Source organism: Staphylococcus sp. EG-SA-10 (assembly GCF_017151945.1).
Classification (GTDB): domain Bacteria; phylum Bacillota; class Bacilli; order Staphylococcales; family Staphylococcaceae; genus Staphylococcus; species Staphylococcus aureus.
In genome coordinates this window covers 58,648-76,297 of sequence record NZ_JACVZJ010000008.1, presented here as the reverse complement: position 1 = coordinate 76,297, position 17,650 = coordinate 58,648, and the positions used below count along the sequence as shown (strand labels likewise).

The window sequence follows — 17,650 nt, the reverse complement described above, 5'->3', positions numbered from 1 at the left end:
CCAACAAAGAGAAATTGGATTCCCAATTTCTACAGACAATGCAAGTTGGCGGGGCCCCAACATAGAAGCTGGCGGAAAGTCAGCTTACAATAATGTGCAAGTTGGGGTGGGACGACGAAATAAATTTTGCGAAAATATCATTTCTGTCCCACTCCCATTAAATATATGCGTAGCAACATTATTTTTGTCTTGCCCATCTCGTGAAAATAATACTACATATAATGCCAAATATAGTAATTGTTATAAGTAAATAATAGTATGGTGGGGTATAGCTCAATTGAATCTTTGTTATATTTTTAGGTGCTTTAATGCCGGTCATAACACCATTTACTTGTTCAACTTTAAGACTTTGATCACCTGATGTCGCTTGCATACCTTGATTATATGCTGTTGGCAAAACAATATACCCAGATGAATTTTTATTTTTAGTAATAGTATAACCTTGCTTTGTCTTACTAACTTTGACAGCCTCTAATGAATTTGAAGCGTCTTTAAGCGTGGTATAATCTTCGCCGTATATCCCTTTTAAATTTACACGATACTTACCTTTAGGCAATGATAATCTAATCCTATCTGAAGCTTTAATGCGTATCGTTACGGGTTTTACAAAGCGTCGATATTTATAAGTGAGTTTATTTCTTTCTTGTGTATATTCATTCACTTTAACATCATGAGCTTTATCCGGCGAAAGTAATTCTAAATCCATTTCAAAATACAAATCTTTAAATTGATTAGAAACTGATTTTGGCAACTGTACAGTTAGACCACCATTATTTTGTTTAACTTGTAATAAATGTTTTGTAGGAGATTGCCAGGCTGCACTATTTAATTTAATTGTTGAATCTGATAGTAAATTTTTATTGGCTTTAAAATGTGTATTAACATCTTTAGTATTGTTAGAAACAATCCCTTGCAACATTGCTTGTTCTTTATCTAATGGAGATTTTAATTCTTTATTGGAAAAGACCTTATTTGTAATATGTGCACTTGGATAATGGATGGTATTTTTAGAATGAATCCAACGAACTTTATTGTCTTTGTGTTCAGAGTTAATTTTAAATCCATATGGTAAGTTGTCATCATGATTCACTCTAATTCGATCATTAACATTCCAAAGTGATAGTAAATTTTGACGATTGCCAAGTAGTCTATAAGTGCTGTTTTTATCAATTGGCATATTAATTTGGAGTGTCTTGTCATAATATTTTAAAATGTCTCCATTAAAAATACTAGAATATAATGAAATGCCATTATAATGATATATAAATGGTGAATTTAATGCATAGTCTGACATATAATCAATGCGATTAAATGGGCCTGTTGCATTTTGATTTATCTTTTTTATAAGCTGGTTTACATAGTTACTATGGTAATCGTGTTGTTTCAACGTTGATAATGATTGTTGATAAGGTTTGATTGCCATATTTTTGTTGTTATCTAAAATGACGATTTGTTGAATCATAACGATTAATACTAATATTGCAACGGTTAATTTTTTATAATGCCATAAACTAAATTTTAAAATAACGGCAAGCACCATTAGCAGTATAATACCTACTATAAGTGCGAGTGGGTGTGTCGGTGATAGTAATACATAAAGTAATGCGATGATGCTTACTGGTATTGTTCTGATTAAATAATATTTCATATTTAATGTTGATAAATGTTGAATAAACAATCCGCAAAGAGCACTTGATGATAGTGCTAAGATATAAACCCAACGCCTTTCTGGAAATGAAAAACCATTAAAAGCACTGTCGAAATACTGTGATAATGAACCAATAAATAATATCCATGTTACTATTGCGAAAAGTCTATAAAAGTAAAAACGATACAGTTTGAATGACAATAATGCAACGATAGTAAGAATTGAAATCGTAATGAAAAATCCATCGCTAAAGAAAAAATAATGATAATCAAGTGGTGTCAAAAACGGTATATCAACATTGGGATTTTGTTTTCTGTCATTTTCCAAAAACGCAGAAATGCCAGTGAATAAACCAAATACACTTGATAATACACTCAAAACTGTAGCAGATATGACGCAAATTAATTTTTGTGTTCTAGAGACAATGTCATATTTGTAAGTGAAAATGAGTCGATATAAATAGTAGCAACCTATAATAATAGCTTGATAATAACTGAAATAAAAATTGCTGAATAGTGTTAGGGCTATCGCAACAATGAAAATACCGATTTTGCGTTGTTGAAAATATCTTTCCAAACCAAGAATCGATAATGGCAATAAATATAATAAATTTCCATAAAATGACCAAGTAAAATTAAAGTATATAACGACAGTTGACATGCCGTATAAAATCGTAGCGATCATATTTGTTGAGCGTTTAAAGTGTAATATTTTAAATAAGTAGAAGGTCACGACAAACGTTATGATAGCTCGTATCATAGCCATAATAAGTTGGTTTGTCGGCCAAAAATGTATTGTTGTCGGATTAAATATACCAATCGTTTCTCCTATTTTAATAAATAGAAAATTTAGCCACATTAATGGTGACAGCGAATAATAATATGATAGTCCTTTCATATAATCGCCACCTAATCCAAACGATGCATCATATAAACTAGAAAAACTACTTAGATGTTCATACAAATACATTTGAAATGGCATCATTTGACGGAATCCATCTCCAGCTCCACTAAAAACAGTACCATTCACAATATAATCATAGATATGAGTAGAAAATAAAATAAGCGTTAATATTACGCTCATGAAAGTTATGACCAAGAATTGTTTGACGTTTGAATTTAACCATTTTTTTAACACAACATTATCCTCAACTTTCAAATTTAAAATTAAGTTTAACTGAAACTAAAGTTAATGAGGTTCTCGATAGGTAAAGACAAAGATGACTGTGGAACAGATACCTTATCATAGTTACTTAAACTTTGGATTATTTTTAGTTTATCATTAAACAAATATATTGAATAATAAAAATGTCATACTGTATTAATTGAATATCACCTAATAAGCAGCTTAGATTTATTAAATGAAAATTTTTAATTATAGAAAACTTGGATTAATCACTTATACCTTAATCTAAAGCATTGTTAAGAAGTGTGACAATGTTAAAATAAATATAGTTGAATTAATGAATTTGTTCTATAATTAACAAGTTATAGATTTTAATAATGAGAAAAGAATTGACGAAAGTAAGGTGAATTGAATGGTTATTCAATGGTATCCAGGACATATGGCGAAAGCCAAAAGAGAAGTAAGTGAACAATTAAAAAAAGTAGATGTAGTGTTTGAACTAGTAGATGCAAGAATTCCATATAGTTCAAGAAACCCTATGATAGATGAAGTTATTAACCAAAAACCACGTGTTGTTATATTAAATAAAAAAGATATGTCTAATTTAAATGAGATGTCAAAATGGGAACAATTTTTTATTGATAAAGGATACTATCCTGTATCAGTGGATGCTAAGCACGGTAAAAATTTAAAGAAAGTGGAAGCTGCAGCAATTAAGGCGACTGCTGAAAAATTTGAACGCGAAAAAGCGAAAGGACTTAAACCTAGAGCGATAAGAGCAATGATTGTTGGAATTCCAAATGTTGGTAAATCCACATTAATAAATAAACTGGCAAAGCGTAGTATTGCACAGACTGGTAATAAACCAGGTGTGACCAAACAACAACAATGGATTAAAGTTGGTAATGCATTACAATTATTAGACACACCAGGGATACTTTGGCCTAAATTTGAAGATGAAGAAGTCGGTAAGAAGTTGAGTTTAACAGGCGCGATTAAAGATAGTATTGTGCACTTAGATGAAGTTGCCATCTATGGTCTGAACTTTTTAATTCAAAATGATTTAGCGCGCTTAAAAGCACATTATAAAATCGAAGTACCTGAAGATGCAGAAATCATAGCGTGGTTTGATGCGATAGGGAAAAAACGTGGCTTAATTCGTCGTGGTAATGAAATTGATTACGAAGCAGTCATTGAACTGATTATTTATGATATTCGAAATGCTAAAATAGGAAATTATTGTTTTGATATTTTTAAAGATATGACTGAGGAATTAGCAAATGACGCTAACAATTAAAGAAGTAACGCAGTTGATTAATGCGGTTAATACAATAGAAGAATTAGAAAATCATGAATGCTTTTTAGATGAGCGAAAAGGTGTACAAAATGCCATAGCCAGACGAAGAAAAGCGTTAGAAAAAGAACTAGCTTTAAAAGAAAAATATGTTGAAATGACTTACTTTGAAAATGAAATATTAAAAGAGAATCCCAATGCTATTATTTGTGGTATTGATGAAGTTGGAAGGGGACCTTTAGCAGGTCCAGTCGTTGCATGCGCAACAATTTTAAATTCAAATCACAATTATTTGGGCCTTGATGACTCGAAAAAAGTACCTGTTACGAAACGTCTAGAATTAAATGAAGCACTAAAAAATGAAGTTACTGCTTTTGCATTTGGTATCGCGACAGCTGAAGAAATAGATGAATTTAATATTTATAAAGCTACTCAAATCGCCATGCAGCGAGCTATTGATGGATTATCAGTACAACCAACGCATTTATTGATAGACGCGATGACGCTTGATAATGCACTGCCTCAAGTATCTTTAATCAAGGGTGATGCAAGAAGTGTATCTATTGCAGCTGCAAGTATCATGGCAAAGGTTTTTCGTGATGATTATATGACACAGTTATCTAAAGATTATCCTGAATATGGTTTTGAAAAAAACGCGGGTTACGGTACCAAACAACATTTACTAGCAATCGATGATATTGGCATTATGAAAGAGCATAGAAAAAGCTTTGAACCTATAAAATCGTTACTGTAAATCGTAAAATACAATTAAATGATAAAAAAGTAGCATTTAAGTTTACAATAGCGCTTACATTTTTTATAATTGTAAGGGAACTTAACCTAAGTAACAGGAGGATGGAAGATGAATATCCACGAGTATCAAGGTAAAGAAATATTTCGTTCAATGGGCGTTGCAGTTCCAGAAGGACGAGTAGCATTTACTGCTGAAGAAGCGGTGGAGAAAGCAAAAGAATTAAATTCTGATGTATATGTTGTAAAAGCACAAATTCATGCTGGAGGTAGAGGTAAAGCAGGCGGAGTAAAAATTGCTAAATCTTTATCAGAGGTAGAAACATATGCAAAAGAATTATTAGGGAAAACTTTGGTGACACATCAAACTGGTCCAGAAGGTAAAGAAATTAAGCGTTTATATATCGAAGAAGGTTGTGCTATTCAAAAAGAATATTACGTTGGATTCGTTATTGATCGTGCGACTGACCAAGTAACATTGATGGCGTCTGAAGAAGGGGGCACTGAGATTGAAGAAGTTGCTGCGAAGACTCCTGAAAAGATCTTCAAAGAAACTATCGATCCAGTAATCGGACTTTCACCATTCCAAGCAAGACGAATTGCGTTTAATATTAATATTCCTAAAGAATCTGTTAACAAAGCTGCTAAATTCTTATTAGCACTTTATAATGTATTCATTGAAAAAGATTGTTCAATCGTAGAAATCAACCCATTAGTTACAACAGCTGATGGTGATGTATTGGCATTAGATGCTAAAATTAATTTTGATGATAATGCATTATTCAGACATAAAGATGTTGTAGAATTACGTGATTTAGAAGAAGAAGATCCGAAAGAGATTGAAGCGTCTAAACATGATTTATCATACATTGCATTAGATGGTGACATCGGATGTATGGTGAATGGTGCAGGTTTAGCCATGGCAACAATGGATACGATTAATCATTTCGGTGGAAACCCAGCCAATTTCTTAGATGCAGGCGGAAGCGCTACTAGAGAAAAAGTAACTGAAGCATTTAAAATCATTTTAGGTGATGAAAATGTTAAAGGTATTTTTGTAAACATTTTCGGTGGCATTATGAAATGTGATGTTATCGCAGAAGGTATCGTTGAAGCTGTAAAAGAAGTAGATTTAACTTTACCACTAGTTGTACGCTTAGAAGGTACAAATGTTGAGTTAGGTAAAAAAATCTTAAAAGACTCAGGATTAGCAATTGAACCAGCAGCAACAATGGCTGAAGGTGCACAAAAAATTGTTAAACTAGTCAAAGAAGCATAAGGAAAGGATGGGAGCACTAAGATGAGTGTATTTATAGATAAGAATACTAAAGTAATGGTACAAGGTATTACAGGGTCTACTGCCCTTTTCCATACAAAACAAATGCTTGATTATGGTACGAAAATAGTAGCAGGTGTGACGCCTGGTAAAGGTGGTCAAGTTGTTGAAGGCGTTCCTGTTTTCAACACTGTTGAAGAAGCTAAAAATGAAACTGGGGCAACGGTTTCAGTCATTTACGTTCCAGCACCATTTGCTGCAGACTCAATTTTAGAAGCAGCTGATGCAGACTTAGATATGGTTATTTGTATCACTGAACATATTCCTGTATTAGACATGGTTAAAGTTAAACGCTACTTACAAGGTAGAAAAACACGTTTAGTTGGTCCAAACTGTCCAGGTGTGATTACAGCAGATGAATGTAAAATTGGTATTATGCCTGGCTATATTCACAAAAAAGGTCATGTTGGTGTAGTATCACGTTCAGGTACACTAACATATGAAGCAGTGCACCAATTGACTGAAGAAGGTATTGGTCAAACTACAGCTGTTGGTATTGGTGGAGACCCAGTCAACGGAACAAACTTTATTGATGTTTTAAAAGCATTCAATGAAGATGACGAAACGAAAGCAGTTGTTATGATTGGTGAAATCGGTGGTACAGCTGAAGAAGAAGCAGCTGAATGGATTAAAGCGAATATGACAAAACCAGTTGTAGGCTTTATCGGTGGACAAACAGCACCTCCTGGAAAACGTATGGGACATGCTGGTGCGATCATTTCAGGTGGTAAAGGTACTGCTGAAGAGAAAATTAAAACATTAAATAGTTGTGGTGTGAAAACAGCGGCAACACCTTCAGAAATTGGTTCAACATTAATTGAAGCTGCTAAAGAAGCAGGTATTTATGAATCATTATTAACAGTTAATAAATAAAGTTAAAAGATGATATAAATGGCTATAGCCCATTCCGTACTTTATAAAAGTATCGGAAATGGGCTATTTGTCGTGCGATGAATTTTAGTACACTTTTCATATTTCGGAAAGGCAAGTTAATTATTTTACCTCCTTCAATAGCTTTCTAAAACAAAGCAAATTTTTATTAAAATATATAGTACACTATTTTATAATATTTTTATATTATTGTAAGGAGTGTTTCATCATGAATAAACAACAAAGTAAAGTACGCTATTCAATTAGAAAAGTTAGTATTGGAACATTTTTAAATGGTGATTATGATGGAAAATTAATGAAGTTCCAAAGTTTAGATCAAAACTGGAATAATGGTGGATGGCGTAAAGCAGAGGTTGCAAATAAAGTTGTTCATAATTATGAAAATGATATGATTTTTATTAGACCATTTAAAAAAGCATAATTTAAATCGAAGGCAGGACATTGAAATATGAAATTTTCAACTTTAAGTGAAGAAGAATTTACCAACTACACCAAAAAGCACTTCAAACATTATACACAGTCTATAGAATTATATAATTATAGAAATAAAATAAATCATGAAGCACATATTGTGGGAGTGAAGGATGATAAAAATGAAGTTATAGCTGCATGTTTATTAACAGAGGCACGTATTTTTAAATTCTACAAATATTTCTACTCTCATAGAGGTCCTTTACTTGATTATTTCGATGCTAAATTAGTTTGTTACTTTTTTAAAGAATTATCTAAATTCATTTATAAAAATAGAGGAGTATTTATTCTTGTTGATCCATATTTAATAGAGAATTTAAGAGATGCAAACGGTAGGATAATAAAGAATTATAATAATTCAGTGATAGTAAAGATGCTAGGAAAAATTGGGTATCTCCATCAAGGTTATACAACAGGATATTCAAATAAAAGCCAAATTAGGTGGATTTCTGTATTGGATTTAAAAGATAAAGATGAGAATCAACTTTTAAAAGAAATGGAATACCAAACTAGAAGAAATATAAAAAAGACTATTGAGATTGGTGTTAAGGTTGAAGATTTATCTATTGAAGAAACAAATCGATTTTATAAATTGTTTCAAATGGCTGAAGAAAAACATGGTTTTCATTTCATGAATGAAGATTATTTTAAACGAATGCAAGAAATATATAAAGATAAGGCAATGTTAAAGATAGCTTGTATAGATCTTAATGAATATCAAGATAAATTAAAAATACAATTATTGAAAATCGAAAATGAAATGAGGACTGTGAACAGGGCATTAAATGAAAATCCAAATTCTAAAAAGAATAAATCTAAATTAAATCAGTTAAATATGCAATTATCTAGTATTAATAATAGAATTAGTAAAACCGAAGAACTAATATTAGAAGATGGACCTGTTTTGGATTTAGCTGCTGCTTTATTTATATGTACTGATGATGAAGTTTATTATCTATCAAGTGGATCAAATCCTAAATATAATCAGTATATGGGTGCATATCATCTACAATGGCATATGATAAAATATGCAAAATCACATAATATTAATAGGTATAATTTTTATGGAATAACAGGCGTCTTTAGTAATGAGGCGGATGATTTTGGTGTACAACAATTTAAAAAAGGTTTTAATGCACATGTTGAAGAATTAATTGGTGATTTCATCAAACCAGTAAGACCAATTCTATATAAATTTGCAAAACTTATTTATAAGGTTTGATTATAAAGTATGTTGGAAATTGAAATTTAAAATTCTTTCCAACATACTTTTCACTTTTTAAGTCGGTATTTTACTCCTTAAATTAACATTACATCGATAATGTTTTTGTATTAGAAATGTAAAACAAAAATAGAATATGATTTTGTATGATTAAAAAAAGGAGTTGATTTATTGATTAGACTATTTTTGCTTAAGTTATACTGGGCACACTTTTCGACTAAACAAATTCATCAATTTTTAATGGCATATCCTAATGTAATTAAAGAGGGGGGCAGAAAAAAAGATAGTTATTTATGTGAATGGGTGAATAGGGAAGAAAATGCTCATTTATTACGTAAATACTATGCTTTTATAAAACTTGATCATAACGATATTATTAAAGAACTGCAGAAATTAAAAGTAAGTTACATTACATATATGGATACTGAATACCCAGTGCTATTAAAAGAAATATATCAATTTCCATTACTTCTTTTCTATAAAGGGAACATCAAATTAATAAATAATATGCATCATTTGGCAGTAGTAGGTGCAAGAGATTCTACAAGTTATACCCAACAGTCTTTAGAATTTTTATTATCAAATGATAAAAGCAAATATTTAACAATTGTTTCCGGCCTTGCTCAAGGAGCTGATGCAATGGCACATCAAATAGCTTTAAAATACAATCTCCCTACAATAGCAGTTTTAGCCTTTGGCCATCAAACACATTATCCCAAAAGTACATTAGCATTAAGAAATAAAATAGAAGAAAAAGGTTTAGTTATATCCGAATATCCACCACATACACCAATTGCTAAATATAGATTTCCTGAGCGCAATAGAATTATCAGCGGTTTGTCAAAAGGGGTTTTAATTACTGAGGCTAAGGAACAAAGTGGCAGTCACATCACGATAGATTTTGCATTAGAGCAAAATAGAAATGTTTATGTTTTACCTGGATCTATGTTTAATCCTATGACAAAAGGTAATTTATTACGTATCCAAGAAGGTGCTAAGGTAGTATTAAACGCTAATGATATATTTGAAGACTACTATATTTAAAACTAAAAATAACGAGTTGCTTCATATTTCTTTTGTTACCCTGTGTAATTTATTTTTTAATAAAATCTATAAAAAATAGACAGGGAAAATGATTTGTTTAGATATAAAACGTTGACAAAAGCAAAATTAAGCGTTTATCATTTATCTTTAGTAATTAGATTAGCGAGGGGGAAATGACATTGGCAGATAATTTAGTCATTGTTGAATCGCCTGCAAAAGCAAAAACCATTGAAAAGTATTTAGGTAAGAAATATAAAGTTATAGCTTCAATGGGACACGTCAGAGACTTACCAAGAAGTCAAATGGGTGTCGACACTGAAGATAATTACGAACCAAAATATATAACAATACGCGGAAAAGGTCCTGTTGTAAAAGAATTGAAAAAACATGCAAAAAAAGCGAAAAACGTCTTTCTCGCAAGTGACCCCGACCGTGAAGGTGAAGCAATTGCTTGGCATTTATCAAAAATTTTAGAGCTTGAAGATTCTAAAGAAAATCGCGTTGTTTTCAACGAAATAACTAAAGACGCTGTTAAAGAAAGTTTTAAAAATCCTAGAGAAATTGAAATGAACTTAGTCGATGCACAACAAGCGCGTCGAATATTAGATAGATTAGTTGGCTATAACATCTCGCCAGTTCTTTGGAAAAAAGTAAAAAAAGGGTTGTCAGCGGGTCGAGTTCAATCTGTTGCACTTCGTTTAGTCATTGACCGTGAAAATGAAATTCGAAACTTTAAACCAGAAGAATATTGGACTATTGAAGGAGAATTTAGATACAAAAAATCAAAATTCAATGCTAAATTCCTTCATTATAAAAATAAACCATTTAAACTAAAAACGAAAAAAGATGTTGAGAAAATTACAGCTGCATTAGATGGAGATCAATTCGAAATTACAAACGTGACTAAAAAAGAAAAAACGCGTAATCCAGCAAATCCATTTACAACTTCTACATTACAACAAGAGGCGGCACGTAAATTAAACTTTAAAGCTAGAAAAACAATGATGGTCGCACAACAATTATATGAAGGTATAGATTTGAAAAAACAAGGTACGATTGGTTTAATAACATATATGAGAACTGATTCTACACGTATTTCAGATACTGCCAAAGCTGAAGCAAAACAGTATATAACTGATAAATACGGTGAATCTTACACTTCTAAACGTAAAGCATCAGGGAAACAAGGTGACCAAGATGCCCATGAGGCTATTAGACCTTCAAGTACTATGCGTACGCCAGATGATATGAAGTCATTTTTGACGAAAGACCAATATCGATTATACAAATTAATTTGGGAACGATTTGTTGCTAGTCAAATGGCTCCAGCAATACTTGATACAGTCTCATTAGATATAACACAAGGTGACATTAAATTTAGAGCGAATGGTCAAACAATCAAGTTTAAAGGATTTATGACACTTTATGTTGAAACTAAAGATGATAGTGATAGCGAAAAGGAAAATAAACTGCCTAAATTAGAGCAAGGTGATAAAGTCACAGCAACTCAAATTGAACCAGCTCAACACTATACACAACCACCTCCAAGATATACTGAGGCGAGATTAGTAAAAACACTAGAAGAATTGAAAATTGGGCGACCATCAACTTATGCACCGACAATTGATACGATTCAAAAGCGTAACTATGTCAAATTAGAAAGTAAGCGTTTTGTTCCTACTGAGTTGGGAGAAATAGTTCATGAACAAGTGAAAGAATACTTCCCAGAGATTATTGATGTGGAATTCACAGTGAATATGGAAACGTTACTTGATAAGATTGCAGAAGGCGACATTACATGGAGAAAAGTAATCGACGGTTTCTTTAGTAGCTTTAAACAAGATGTTGAACGTGCTGAAGAAGAGATGGAAAAGATTGAAATCAAAGATGAGCCAGCCGGTGAAGACTGTGAAGTTTGTGGTTCTCCTATGGTTATAAAAATGGGACGCTATGGTAAGTTTATGGCTTGCTCAAACTTCCCGGATTGTCGTAATACAAAAGCGATAGTTAAATCTATTGGTGTTAAATGTCCAAAATGTAATGATGGCGACGTCGTAGAAAGAAAATCTAAAAAGAATCGTGTCTTTTATGGATGTTCGAAATATCCTGAATGCGACTTTATCTCTTGGGATAAGCCGATTGGAAGAGATTGTCCAAAATGTAACCAATATCTTGTTGAAAATAAAAAAGGCAAGACAACACAAGTAATATGTTCAAATTGCGATTATAAAGAGGCGGCGCAGAAATAATATTTTTATTTCCTAGAGACATTTTAAGAATGTTAAATAGAATCATTAGTGAATCTTATTTTAAAGATAGTAATGGATTAATCTAAATAAGTGCGGATAATATAAACATAACAACATAATTAAAAGACATAAATGACAATAAAAGGAGTATAGAAATGACTCAAACTGTAAATGTAATAGGTGCTGGTCTTGCCGGTTCAGAAGCGGCATATCAATTAGCTGAAAGAGGAATTAAAGTTAATCTAATAGAGATGAGACCTGTTAAACAAACACCAGCGCACCATACTGATAAATTTGCGGAACTTGTATGTTCCAATTCATTACGCGGAAATGCTTTAACTAATGGTGTGGGTGTTTTAAAAGAAGAAATGAGAAGATTGAATTCTATAATTATTGAAGCGGCTGATAAGGCACGAGTTCCAGCTGGTGGTGCATTAGCAGTTGATAGACACGATTTTTCAGGTTATATTACTGAAACACTCAAAAATCATGAAAATATCACAGTTATTAATGAAGAAATTAATGCCATTCCAGATGGATACACAATTATCGCAACAGGACCACTTACTACAGAAACCCTTGCGCAAGAAATAGTGGACATTACTGGTAAAGATCAACTTTATTTCTATGATGCAGCTGCTCCAATTATTGAAAAAGAATCTATTGATATGGATAAAGTTTACTTAAAGTCCCGTTATGATAAAGGTGAAGCTGCATATTTAAACTGTCCTATGACTGAGGATGAATTTAATCGCTTTTATGATGCAGTATTAGAAGCTGAAGTTGCACCTGTAAATTCATTTGAAAAAGAAAAATATTTCGAGGGTTGTATGCCTTTTGAAGTAATGGCAGAACGCGGACGCAAGACATTACTATTTGGACCAATGAAACCAGTAGGATTAGAAGATCCAAAGACGGGGAAGCGTCCTTATGCAGTGGTTCAATTAAGACAAGATGACGCTGCTGGCACACTCTACAATATTGTCGGCTTCCAAACGCATTTAAAATGGGGAGCTCAAAAAGAAGTCATTAAATTAATTCCAGGCTTAGAAAATGTTGATATTGTTAGATATGGTGTGATGCATAGAAATACCTTCATTAATTCACCGGACGTATTAAACGAGAAATATGAATTGATTTCACAACCAAACATACAGTTTGCGGGACAAATGACTGGTGTTGAAGGTTATGTAGAAAGCGCAGCTAGCGGCTTAGTTGCAGGCATCAATCTTGCGCATAAAATATTAGGCAAAGGTGAGGTAGTATTTCCGAGAGAAACTATGATTGGAAGTATGGCTTACTATATTTCTCATGCTAAAAACAATAAGAATTTCCAACCTATGAATGCTAACTTCGGGTTATTACCATCTTTAGAAACTAGAATTAAAGATAAAAAAGAACGCTATGAAGCACAAGCTAATAGAGCTTTGGATTACTTAGAAAATTTCAAAAAAACTTTATAAAATAGTTAGAAAGACTAGATATGCTATTCATTCTTAAGTCATCAACGAGTAAGTAATGACTTTCTAAATGGAAAATACTTATCCTAGTCTTTTTAATTTTGGAATTGTTACGTATTTCTGACAATTGAGAATTCGCATTCAAAAAATATCTAAATAAATAACACGCAATAAGTTGATTGATGTAACATGTAAGAGAATGTTTTAAATAAACTTTATTTAAAAGACAATGAAATAATAAATGGCAAGGCTATTAATAAAGACTTTTAGTAATTAATTTAAAAAAGAGGTATTCTAATTAACAGGTTTTCCGATTAGTTACAATTATTTAATTCTCAAAAGATTTAGAATTGATTATCAAATTACTGTAAGCCCTTTGCTGTATATGCTACAATTCTTATTGATGGAGGGTAAATGTATTGAATCATATTCAAGAAGCGTTTTTAAATACATTGAAAGTTGAACGGAATTTTTCGGAACATACATTGAAATCATATCAAGATGACTTAATTCAGTTTAATCAATTTTTAGAACAAGAACATTTACAGTTGAATACTTTTGAATACAGAGATGCTAGAAATTATTTGAGCTATTTATATTCAAATCATTTGAAAAGAACATCTGTTTCTCGTAAAATCTCAACGTTAAGAACTTTCTATGAATATTGGATGACGCTTGATGAGAGCATTATTAATCCATTTGTTCAATTAGTACATCCGAAAAAAGAAAAATATCTTCCGCAATTCTTTTACGAAGAAGAAATGGAAGCGTTATTTAAAACTGTAGAAGAGGACACTTCAAAAAGTTTACGGGATCGAGTTATTCTTGAATTGTTATATGCTACAGGTATCCGTGTTTCGGAATTAGTTAATATTAAAAAACAAGATATAGATTTTTACGCGAATGGTGTTACCGTATTAGGAAAAGGGAGCAAAGAGCGCTTTGTACCGTTTGGTGCTTATTGTAGACAAAGCATCGAAAATTATTTAGAACATTTCAAACCAATTCAGTCATGCAATCATGATTTTCTTATTGTAAATATGAAGGGTGAAGCAATCACTGAACGCGGTGTACGATATGTTTTAAATGATATTGTTAAACGAACAGCAGGCGTAAGTGAGATTCATCCCCACAAGCTCAGACATACATTTGCAACGCATTTATTGAATCAAGGTGCAGACCTAAGAACAGTACAATCGTTATTAGGTCATGTTAATTTGTCAACAACTGGTAAATATACACACGTATCTAACCAACAATTAAGAAAAGTGTATCTAAATGCACATCCTCGAGCGAAAAAGGAGAATGAAACATGAGTAATACAACATTACATGCAACAACAATTTATGCTGTAAGACATAATGGGAAAGCAGCTATGGCTGGAGATGGGCAAGTAACGCTTGGTCAACAAGTCATCATGAAACAAACGGCAAGAAAAGTTCGTCGTTTATATGAAGGTAAAGTGTTAGCTGGTTTCGCAGGTAGTGTAGCAGATGCGTTTACGTTATTTGAAAAATTCGAAACAAAATTACAACAGTTTAGTGGTAACTTAGAAAGAGCTGCTGTTGAATTGGCACAAGAATGGCGAGGCGATAAACAATTACGTCAATTAGAAGCTATGCTAATTGTAATGGATAAAGATGCTATTTTAGTTGTCAGTGGAACTGGCGAAGTTATTGCCCCAGATGATGACCTTATCGCTATTGGATCAGGAGGCAACTACGCATTAAGCGCAGGACGTGCATTGAAACGCCATGCATCGCATTTGTCTGCTGAAGAAATGGCATATGAGAGCTTGAAAGTAGCGGCTGATATTTGTGTCTTTACCAACGATAATATTGTTGTCGAAACACTATAATAATCAGAGCATGATAAATAATTATGAGCAATTAATTTTAGTTAAAAGACGGAGGAATGAAATTAATGGATACAGCTGGAATAAGATTAACTCCAAAAGAAATCGTATCTAAATTAAATGAATACATCGTTGGACAAAATGATGCTAAACGTAAAGTGGCAATTGCCCTACGTAATCGATACAGAAGAAGTTTATTAGATGAGGAATCAAAGCAAGAAATTTCACCTAAAAATATTTTGATGATTGGACCAACCGGTGTTGGTAAAACTGAAATTGCAAGAAGAATGGCCAAAGTTGTCGGCGCACCATTTATAAAAGTAGAAGCTACTAAATTTACTGAGGTAGGTTATGTAGGACGAGATGTTGAAAGTATGGTTAGAGATCTTGTTGATGTTTCAGTAAGATTAGTCAAGGCGCAGAAAAAATCATTGGTACAAGATGAAGCAACAGCTAAGGCCAATGAAAAACTTGTTAAGTTGTTAGTTCCAAGTATGAAAAAGAAAGCATCTCAAACGAATAATCCTTTAGAGTCACTTTTCGGAGGTGCAATTCCAAATTTCGGACAAAATAACGAAGATGAAGAAGAACCACCTACTGAGGAAATTAAAACAAAACGTTCTGAGATTAAGAGACAATTAGAAGAAGGCAAACTTGAAAAAGAAAAGGTAAGAATTAAAGTCGAACAAGATCCTGGTGCTATAGGTATGCTAGGTACAAATCAAAATCAGCAAATGCAAGAGATGATGAATCAATTAATGCCTAAAAAGAAAGTTGAGCGAGAAGTTGCTGTTGAGACGGCAAGGAAAATCTTAGCTGATAGTTATGCGGATGAACTAATTGATCAAGAAAGCGCTAACCAAGAAGCTCTTGAATTAGCAGAACAAATGGGTATCATCTTTATAGATGAAATCGACAAAGTTGCGACGAATAATCATAATAGTGGTCAAGATGTCTCAAGACAAGGTGTTCAAAGAGATATTTTACCTATACTTGAAGGTAGCGTTATTCAAACCAAATATGGTACTGTGAATACTGAACATATGCTGTTTATAGGTGCTGGAGCTTTCCATGTATCAAAGCCGAGTGACTTGATACCAGAATTGCAAGGTCGTTTTCCGATTAGAGTTGAACTTGATAGTTTATCGGTAGAAGATTTTGTAAGAATTTTGACAGAACCAAAATTGTCATTAATTAAACAATATGAAGCATTGCTTCAAACAGAAGAAGTTACTGTAAACTTTACGGATGAAGCAATTACTCGCTTAGCTGAGATTGCTTATCAAGTAAATCAAGATACAGACAACATTGGTGCACGTCGACTTCATACAATTTTAGAAAAGATGTTAGAAGATTTATCATTCGAAGCACCAAGTATGCCGAATGCAGTTGTAGATATTACCCCACAATATGTTGATGATAAATTAAAATCAATTTCAACAAATAAAGATTTAAGTGCATTTATTCTATAAAAATATACAAAAGGAGAAAAATTCATGAGCTTATTATCTAAAACGAGAGAGTTAAACACGTTACTTCAAAAACACAAAGGTATTGCGGTTGATTTTAAAGATGTAGCACAAACGATTAGTAGCGTAACTGTAACAAATGTATTTATTGTATCGCGTCGAGGTAAAATTTTAGGATCGAGTCTAAATGAATTATTAAAAAGTCAAAGAATTATTCAAATGTTGGAAGAAAGACATATTCCAAGTGAATATACAGAACGATTAATGGAAGTTAAACAAACAGAATCAAATATTGATATCGACAATGTATTAACAGTTTTCCCACCTGAAAACAGAGAATTATTCATAGATAGTCGTACAACTATCTTCCCAATTTTAGGTGGAGGAGAAAGATTAGGTACATTAGTACTTGGTCGAGTACATGATGATTTTAATGAAAATGATTTGGTACTAGGTGAATATGCTGCTACAGTTATTGGTATGGAAATCTTACGTGAGAAGCATAGTGAAGTAGAAAAAGAAGCGCGCGATAAAGCTGCTATTACAATGGCGATTAATTCATTATCTTATTCTGAAAAAGAAGCAATTGAACATATCTTTGAAGAACTTGGCGGTACGGAAGGCCTATTAATCGCATCAAAAGTTGCAGATAGAGTTGGTATTACTAGATCTGTAATTGTAAATGCACTACGTAAATTAGAAAGTGCTGGTGTAATTGAATCACGTTCTTTAGGAATGAAAGGTACTTTCATTAAAGTTAAAAAAGAAAAATTCTTAGATGAATTAGAAAAAAGTAAGTAAGTCGATGAGTCTGGGACATAATTCAATGTCCTAGT

Annotated in this window: 13 protein-coding genes and 2 pseudogenes; 14 read left to right on the top strand and 1 reads right to left on the bottom strand. The window is 32.4% G+C overall.

Translation table 11 applies throughout. The annotated features are described in order from the left end of the window. Positions 1-178 precede the first annotated feature (178 nt). Positions 179-2,785 carry a lipoteichoic acid-specific glycosyltransferase YfhO gene (gene yfhO, locus IDG45_RS08200; protein ID WP_111063841.1) on the bottom strand — a complete coding sequence of 869 codons (2,607 nt, stop codon included), beginning with the start codon at positions 2,783-2,785 and terminating at the stop codon, positions 179-181. Between the two features lie 400 nt (positions 2,786-3,185). On the opposite strand from yfhO, the gene ylqF reads away from it, so the two are divergent. The 14 genes and pseudogenes from ylqF to codY all read left to right on the top strand — a co-directional run bounded on the left by ylqF (position 3,186) and on the right by codY (position 17,615). Continuing rightward, positions 3,186-4,070 carry a ribosome biogenesis GTPase YlqF gene (ylqF, locus tag IDG45_RS08195; RefSeq protein WP_000236718.1) on the top strand — a complete coding sequence of 295 codons (885 nt, stop codon included), beginning with the start codon at positions 3,186-3,188 and terminating at the stop codon, positions 4,068-4,070. Next, positions 4,054-4,821, top strand: a complete 768-nt coding sequence (rnhB, locus tag IDG45_RS08190) for a ribonuclease HII (RefSeq protein ID WP_000176391.1) — start codon at positions 4,054-4,056, stop codon at positions 4,819-4,821. The genes ylqF and rnhB overlap by 17 nt, the downstream gene beginning before the upstream one ends. Before the next feature lie 108 nt (positions 4,822-4,929). Beyond that, positions 4,930-6,096: an ADP-forming succinate--CoA ligase subunit beta gene (sucC, locus tag IDG45_RS08185; RefSeq protein ID WP_001020801.1), complete on the top strand. Its 1,167-nt coding sequence runs from the start codon at positions 4,930-4,932 to the stop codon at positions 6,094-6,096. Between the two features lie 21 nt (positions 6,097-6,117). Further along, entirely contained in the window at positions 6,118-7,026 is a 909-nt protein-coding gene (sucD, locus tag IDG45_RS08180; RefSeq protein WP_000110253.1) for a succinate--CoA ligase subunit alpha, read from the top strand. Positions 7,027-7,252: 226 nt separating this feature from the next. After that, positions 7,253-7,309: pseudogene (locus tag IDG45_RS14015) on the top strand (YSIRK-type signal peptide-containing protein); the annotation flags it as partial. Between the two features lie 3 nt (positions 7,310-7,312). Further along, positions 7,313-7,465, top strand: a pseudogene (locus IDG45_RS08175) (cell wall hydrolase); the annotation flags it as partial. Positions 7,466-7,492: 27 nt separating this feature from the next. Next, positions 7,493-8,737 carry a FemA/FemB family glycyltransferase FmhC gene (fmhC, locus tag IDG45_RS08170; RefSeq protein WP_000672857.1) on the top strand — a complete coding sequence of 415 codons (1,245 nt, stop codon included), beginning with the start codon at positions 7,493-7,495 and terminating at the stop codon, positions 8,735-8,737. Positions 8,738-8,908: 171 nt separating this feature from the next. Then, positions 8,909-9,781 carry a DNA-processing protein DprA gene (dprA, locus tag IDG45_RS08165; protein WP_054193837.1) on the top strand — a complete coding sequence of 291 codons (873 nt, stop codon included), beginning with the start codon at positions 8,909-8,911 and terminating at the stop codon, positions 9,779-9,781. A 173-nt stretch (positions 9,782-9,954) separates the two neighbouring features. After that, positions 9,955-12,030: a type I DNA topoisomerase gene (topA, locus tag IDG45_RS08160; RefSeq protein ID WP_001557331.1), complete on the top strand. Its 2,076-nt coding sequence runs from the start codon at positions 9,955-9,957 to the stop codon at positions 12,028-12,030. 155 nt (positions 12,031-12,185) lie between these two features. Beyond that, a complete protein-coding gene (gene trmFO, locus IDG45_RS08155) occupies positions 12,186-13,493 on the top strand; it encodes a methylenetetrahydrofolate--tRNA-(uracil(54)-C(5))-methyltransferase (FADH(2)-oxidizing) TrmFO (RefSeq protein WP_000195254.1) in 1,308 nt (435 codons plus the stop codon). Between the two features lie 416 nt (positions 13,494-13,909). Next, entirely contained in the window at positions 13,910-14,806 is an 897-nt protein-coding gene (gene xerC / locus IDG45_RS08150; protein ID WP_001015611.1) for a tyrosine recombinase XerC, read from the top strand. Continuing rightward, positions 14,803-15,348 carry an ATP-dependent protease subunit HslV gene (gene hslV / locus IDG45_RS08145; RefSeq protein WP_000072681.1) on the top strand — a complete coding sequence of 182 codons (546 nt, stop codon included), beginning with the start codon at positions 14,803-14,805 and terminating at the stop codon, positions 15,346-15,348. The genes xerC and hslV overlap by 4 nt, the downstream gene beginning before the upstream one ends. Before the next feature lie 65 nt (positions 15,349-15,413). Further along, positions 15,414-16,817, top strand: coding sequence for an ATP-dependent protease ATPase subunit HslU (hslU, locus tag IDG45_RS08140; RefSeq protein WP_000379045.1), 1,404 nt, complete (start codon positions 15,414-15,416; stop codon positions 16,815-16,817). Between the two features lie 24 nt (positions 16,818-16,841). Continuing rightward, complete coding sequence (codY, locus tag IDG45_RS08135; RefSeq protein WP_000055337.1) at positions 16,842-17,615, top strand: GTP-sensing pleiotropic transcriptional regulator CodY; 774 nt, start codon at positions 16,842-16,844, stop codon at positions 17,613-17,615. Positions 17,616-17,650: the final 35 nt, after the last annotated feature.

Coding starts and splice junctions, on each gene's coding strand:
- rnhB (WP_000176391.1), top strand. CDS start 4,054: ATGACGCTAACAATTAAAGAAGTAACGCAGTTGATTAATGCGGTTAAT.
- hslU (WP_000379045.1), top strand. CDS start 15,414: ATGGATACAGCTGGAATAAGATTAACTCCAAAAGAAATCGTATCTAAA.
- sucD (WP_000110253.1), top strand. CDS start 6,118: ATGAGTGTATTTATAGATAAGAATACTAAAGTAATGGTACAAGGTATT.
- topA (WP_001557331.1), top strand. CDS start 9,955: ATGACATTGGCAGATAATTTAGTCATTGTTGAATCGCCTGCAAAAGCA.
- codY (WP_000055337.1), top strand. CDS start 16,842: ATGAGCTTATTATCTAAAACGAGAGAGTTAAACACGTTACTTCAAAAA.
- ylqF (WP_000236718.1), top strand. CDS start 3,186: ATGGTTATTCAATGGTATCCAGGACATATGGCGAAAGCCAAAAGAGAA.
- hslV (WP_000072681.1), top strand. CDS start 14,803: ATGAGTAATACAACATTACATGCAACAACAATTTATGCTGTAAGACAT.
- fmhC (WP_000672857.1), top strand. CDS start 7,493: ATGAAATTTTCAACTTTAAGTGAAGAAGAATTTACCAACTACACCAAA.
- sucC (WP_001020801.1), top strand. CDS start 4,930: ATGAATATCCACGAGTATCAAGGTAAAGAAATATTTCGTTCAATGGGC.
- trmFO (WP_000195254.1), top strand. CDS start 12,186: ATGACTCAAACTGTAAATGTAATAGGTGCTGGTCTTGCCGGTTCAGAA.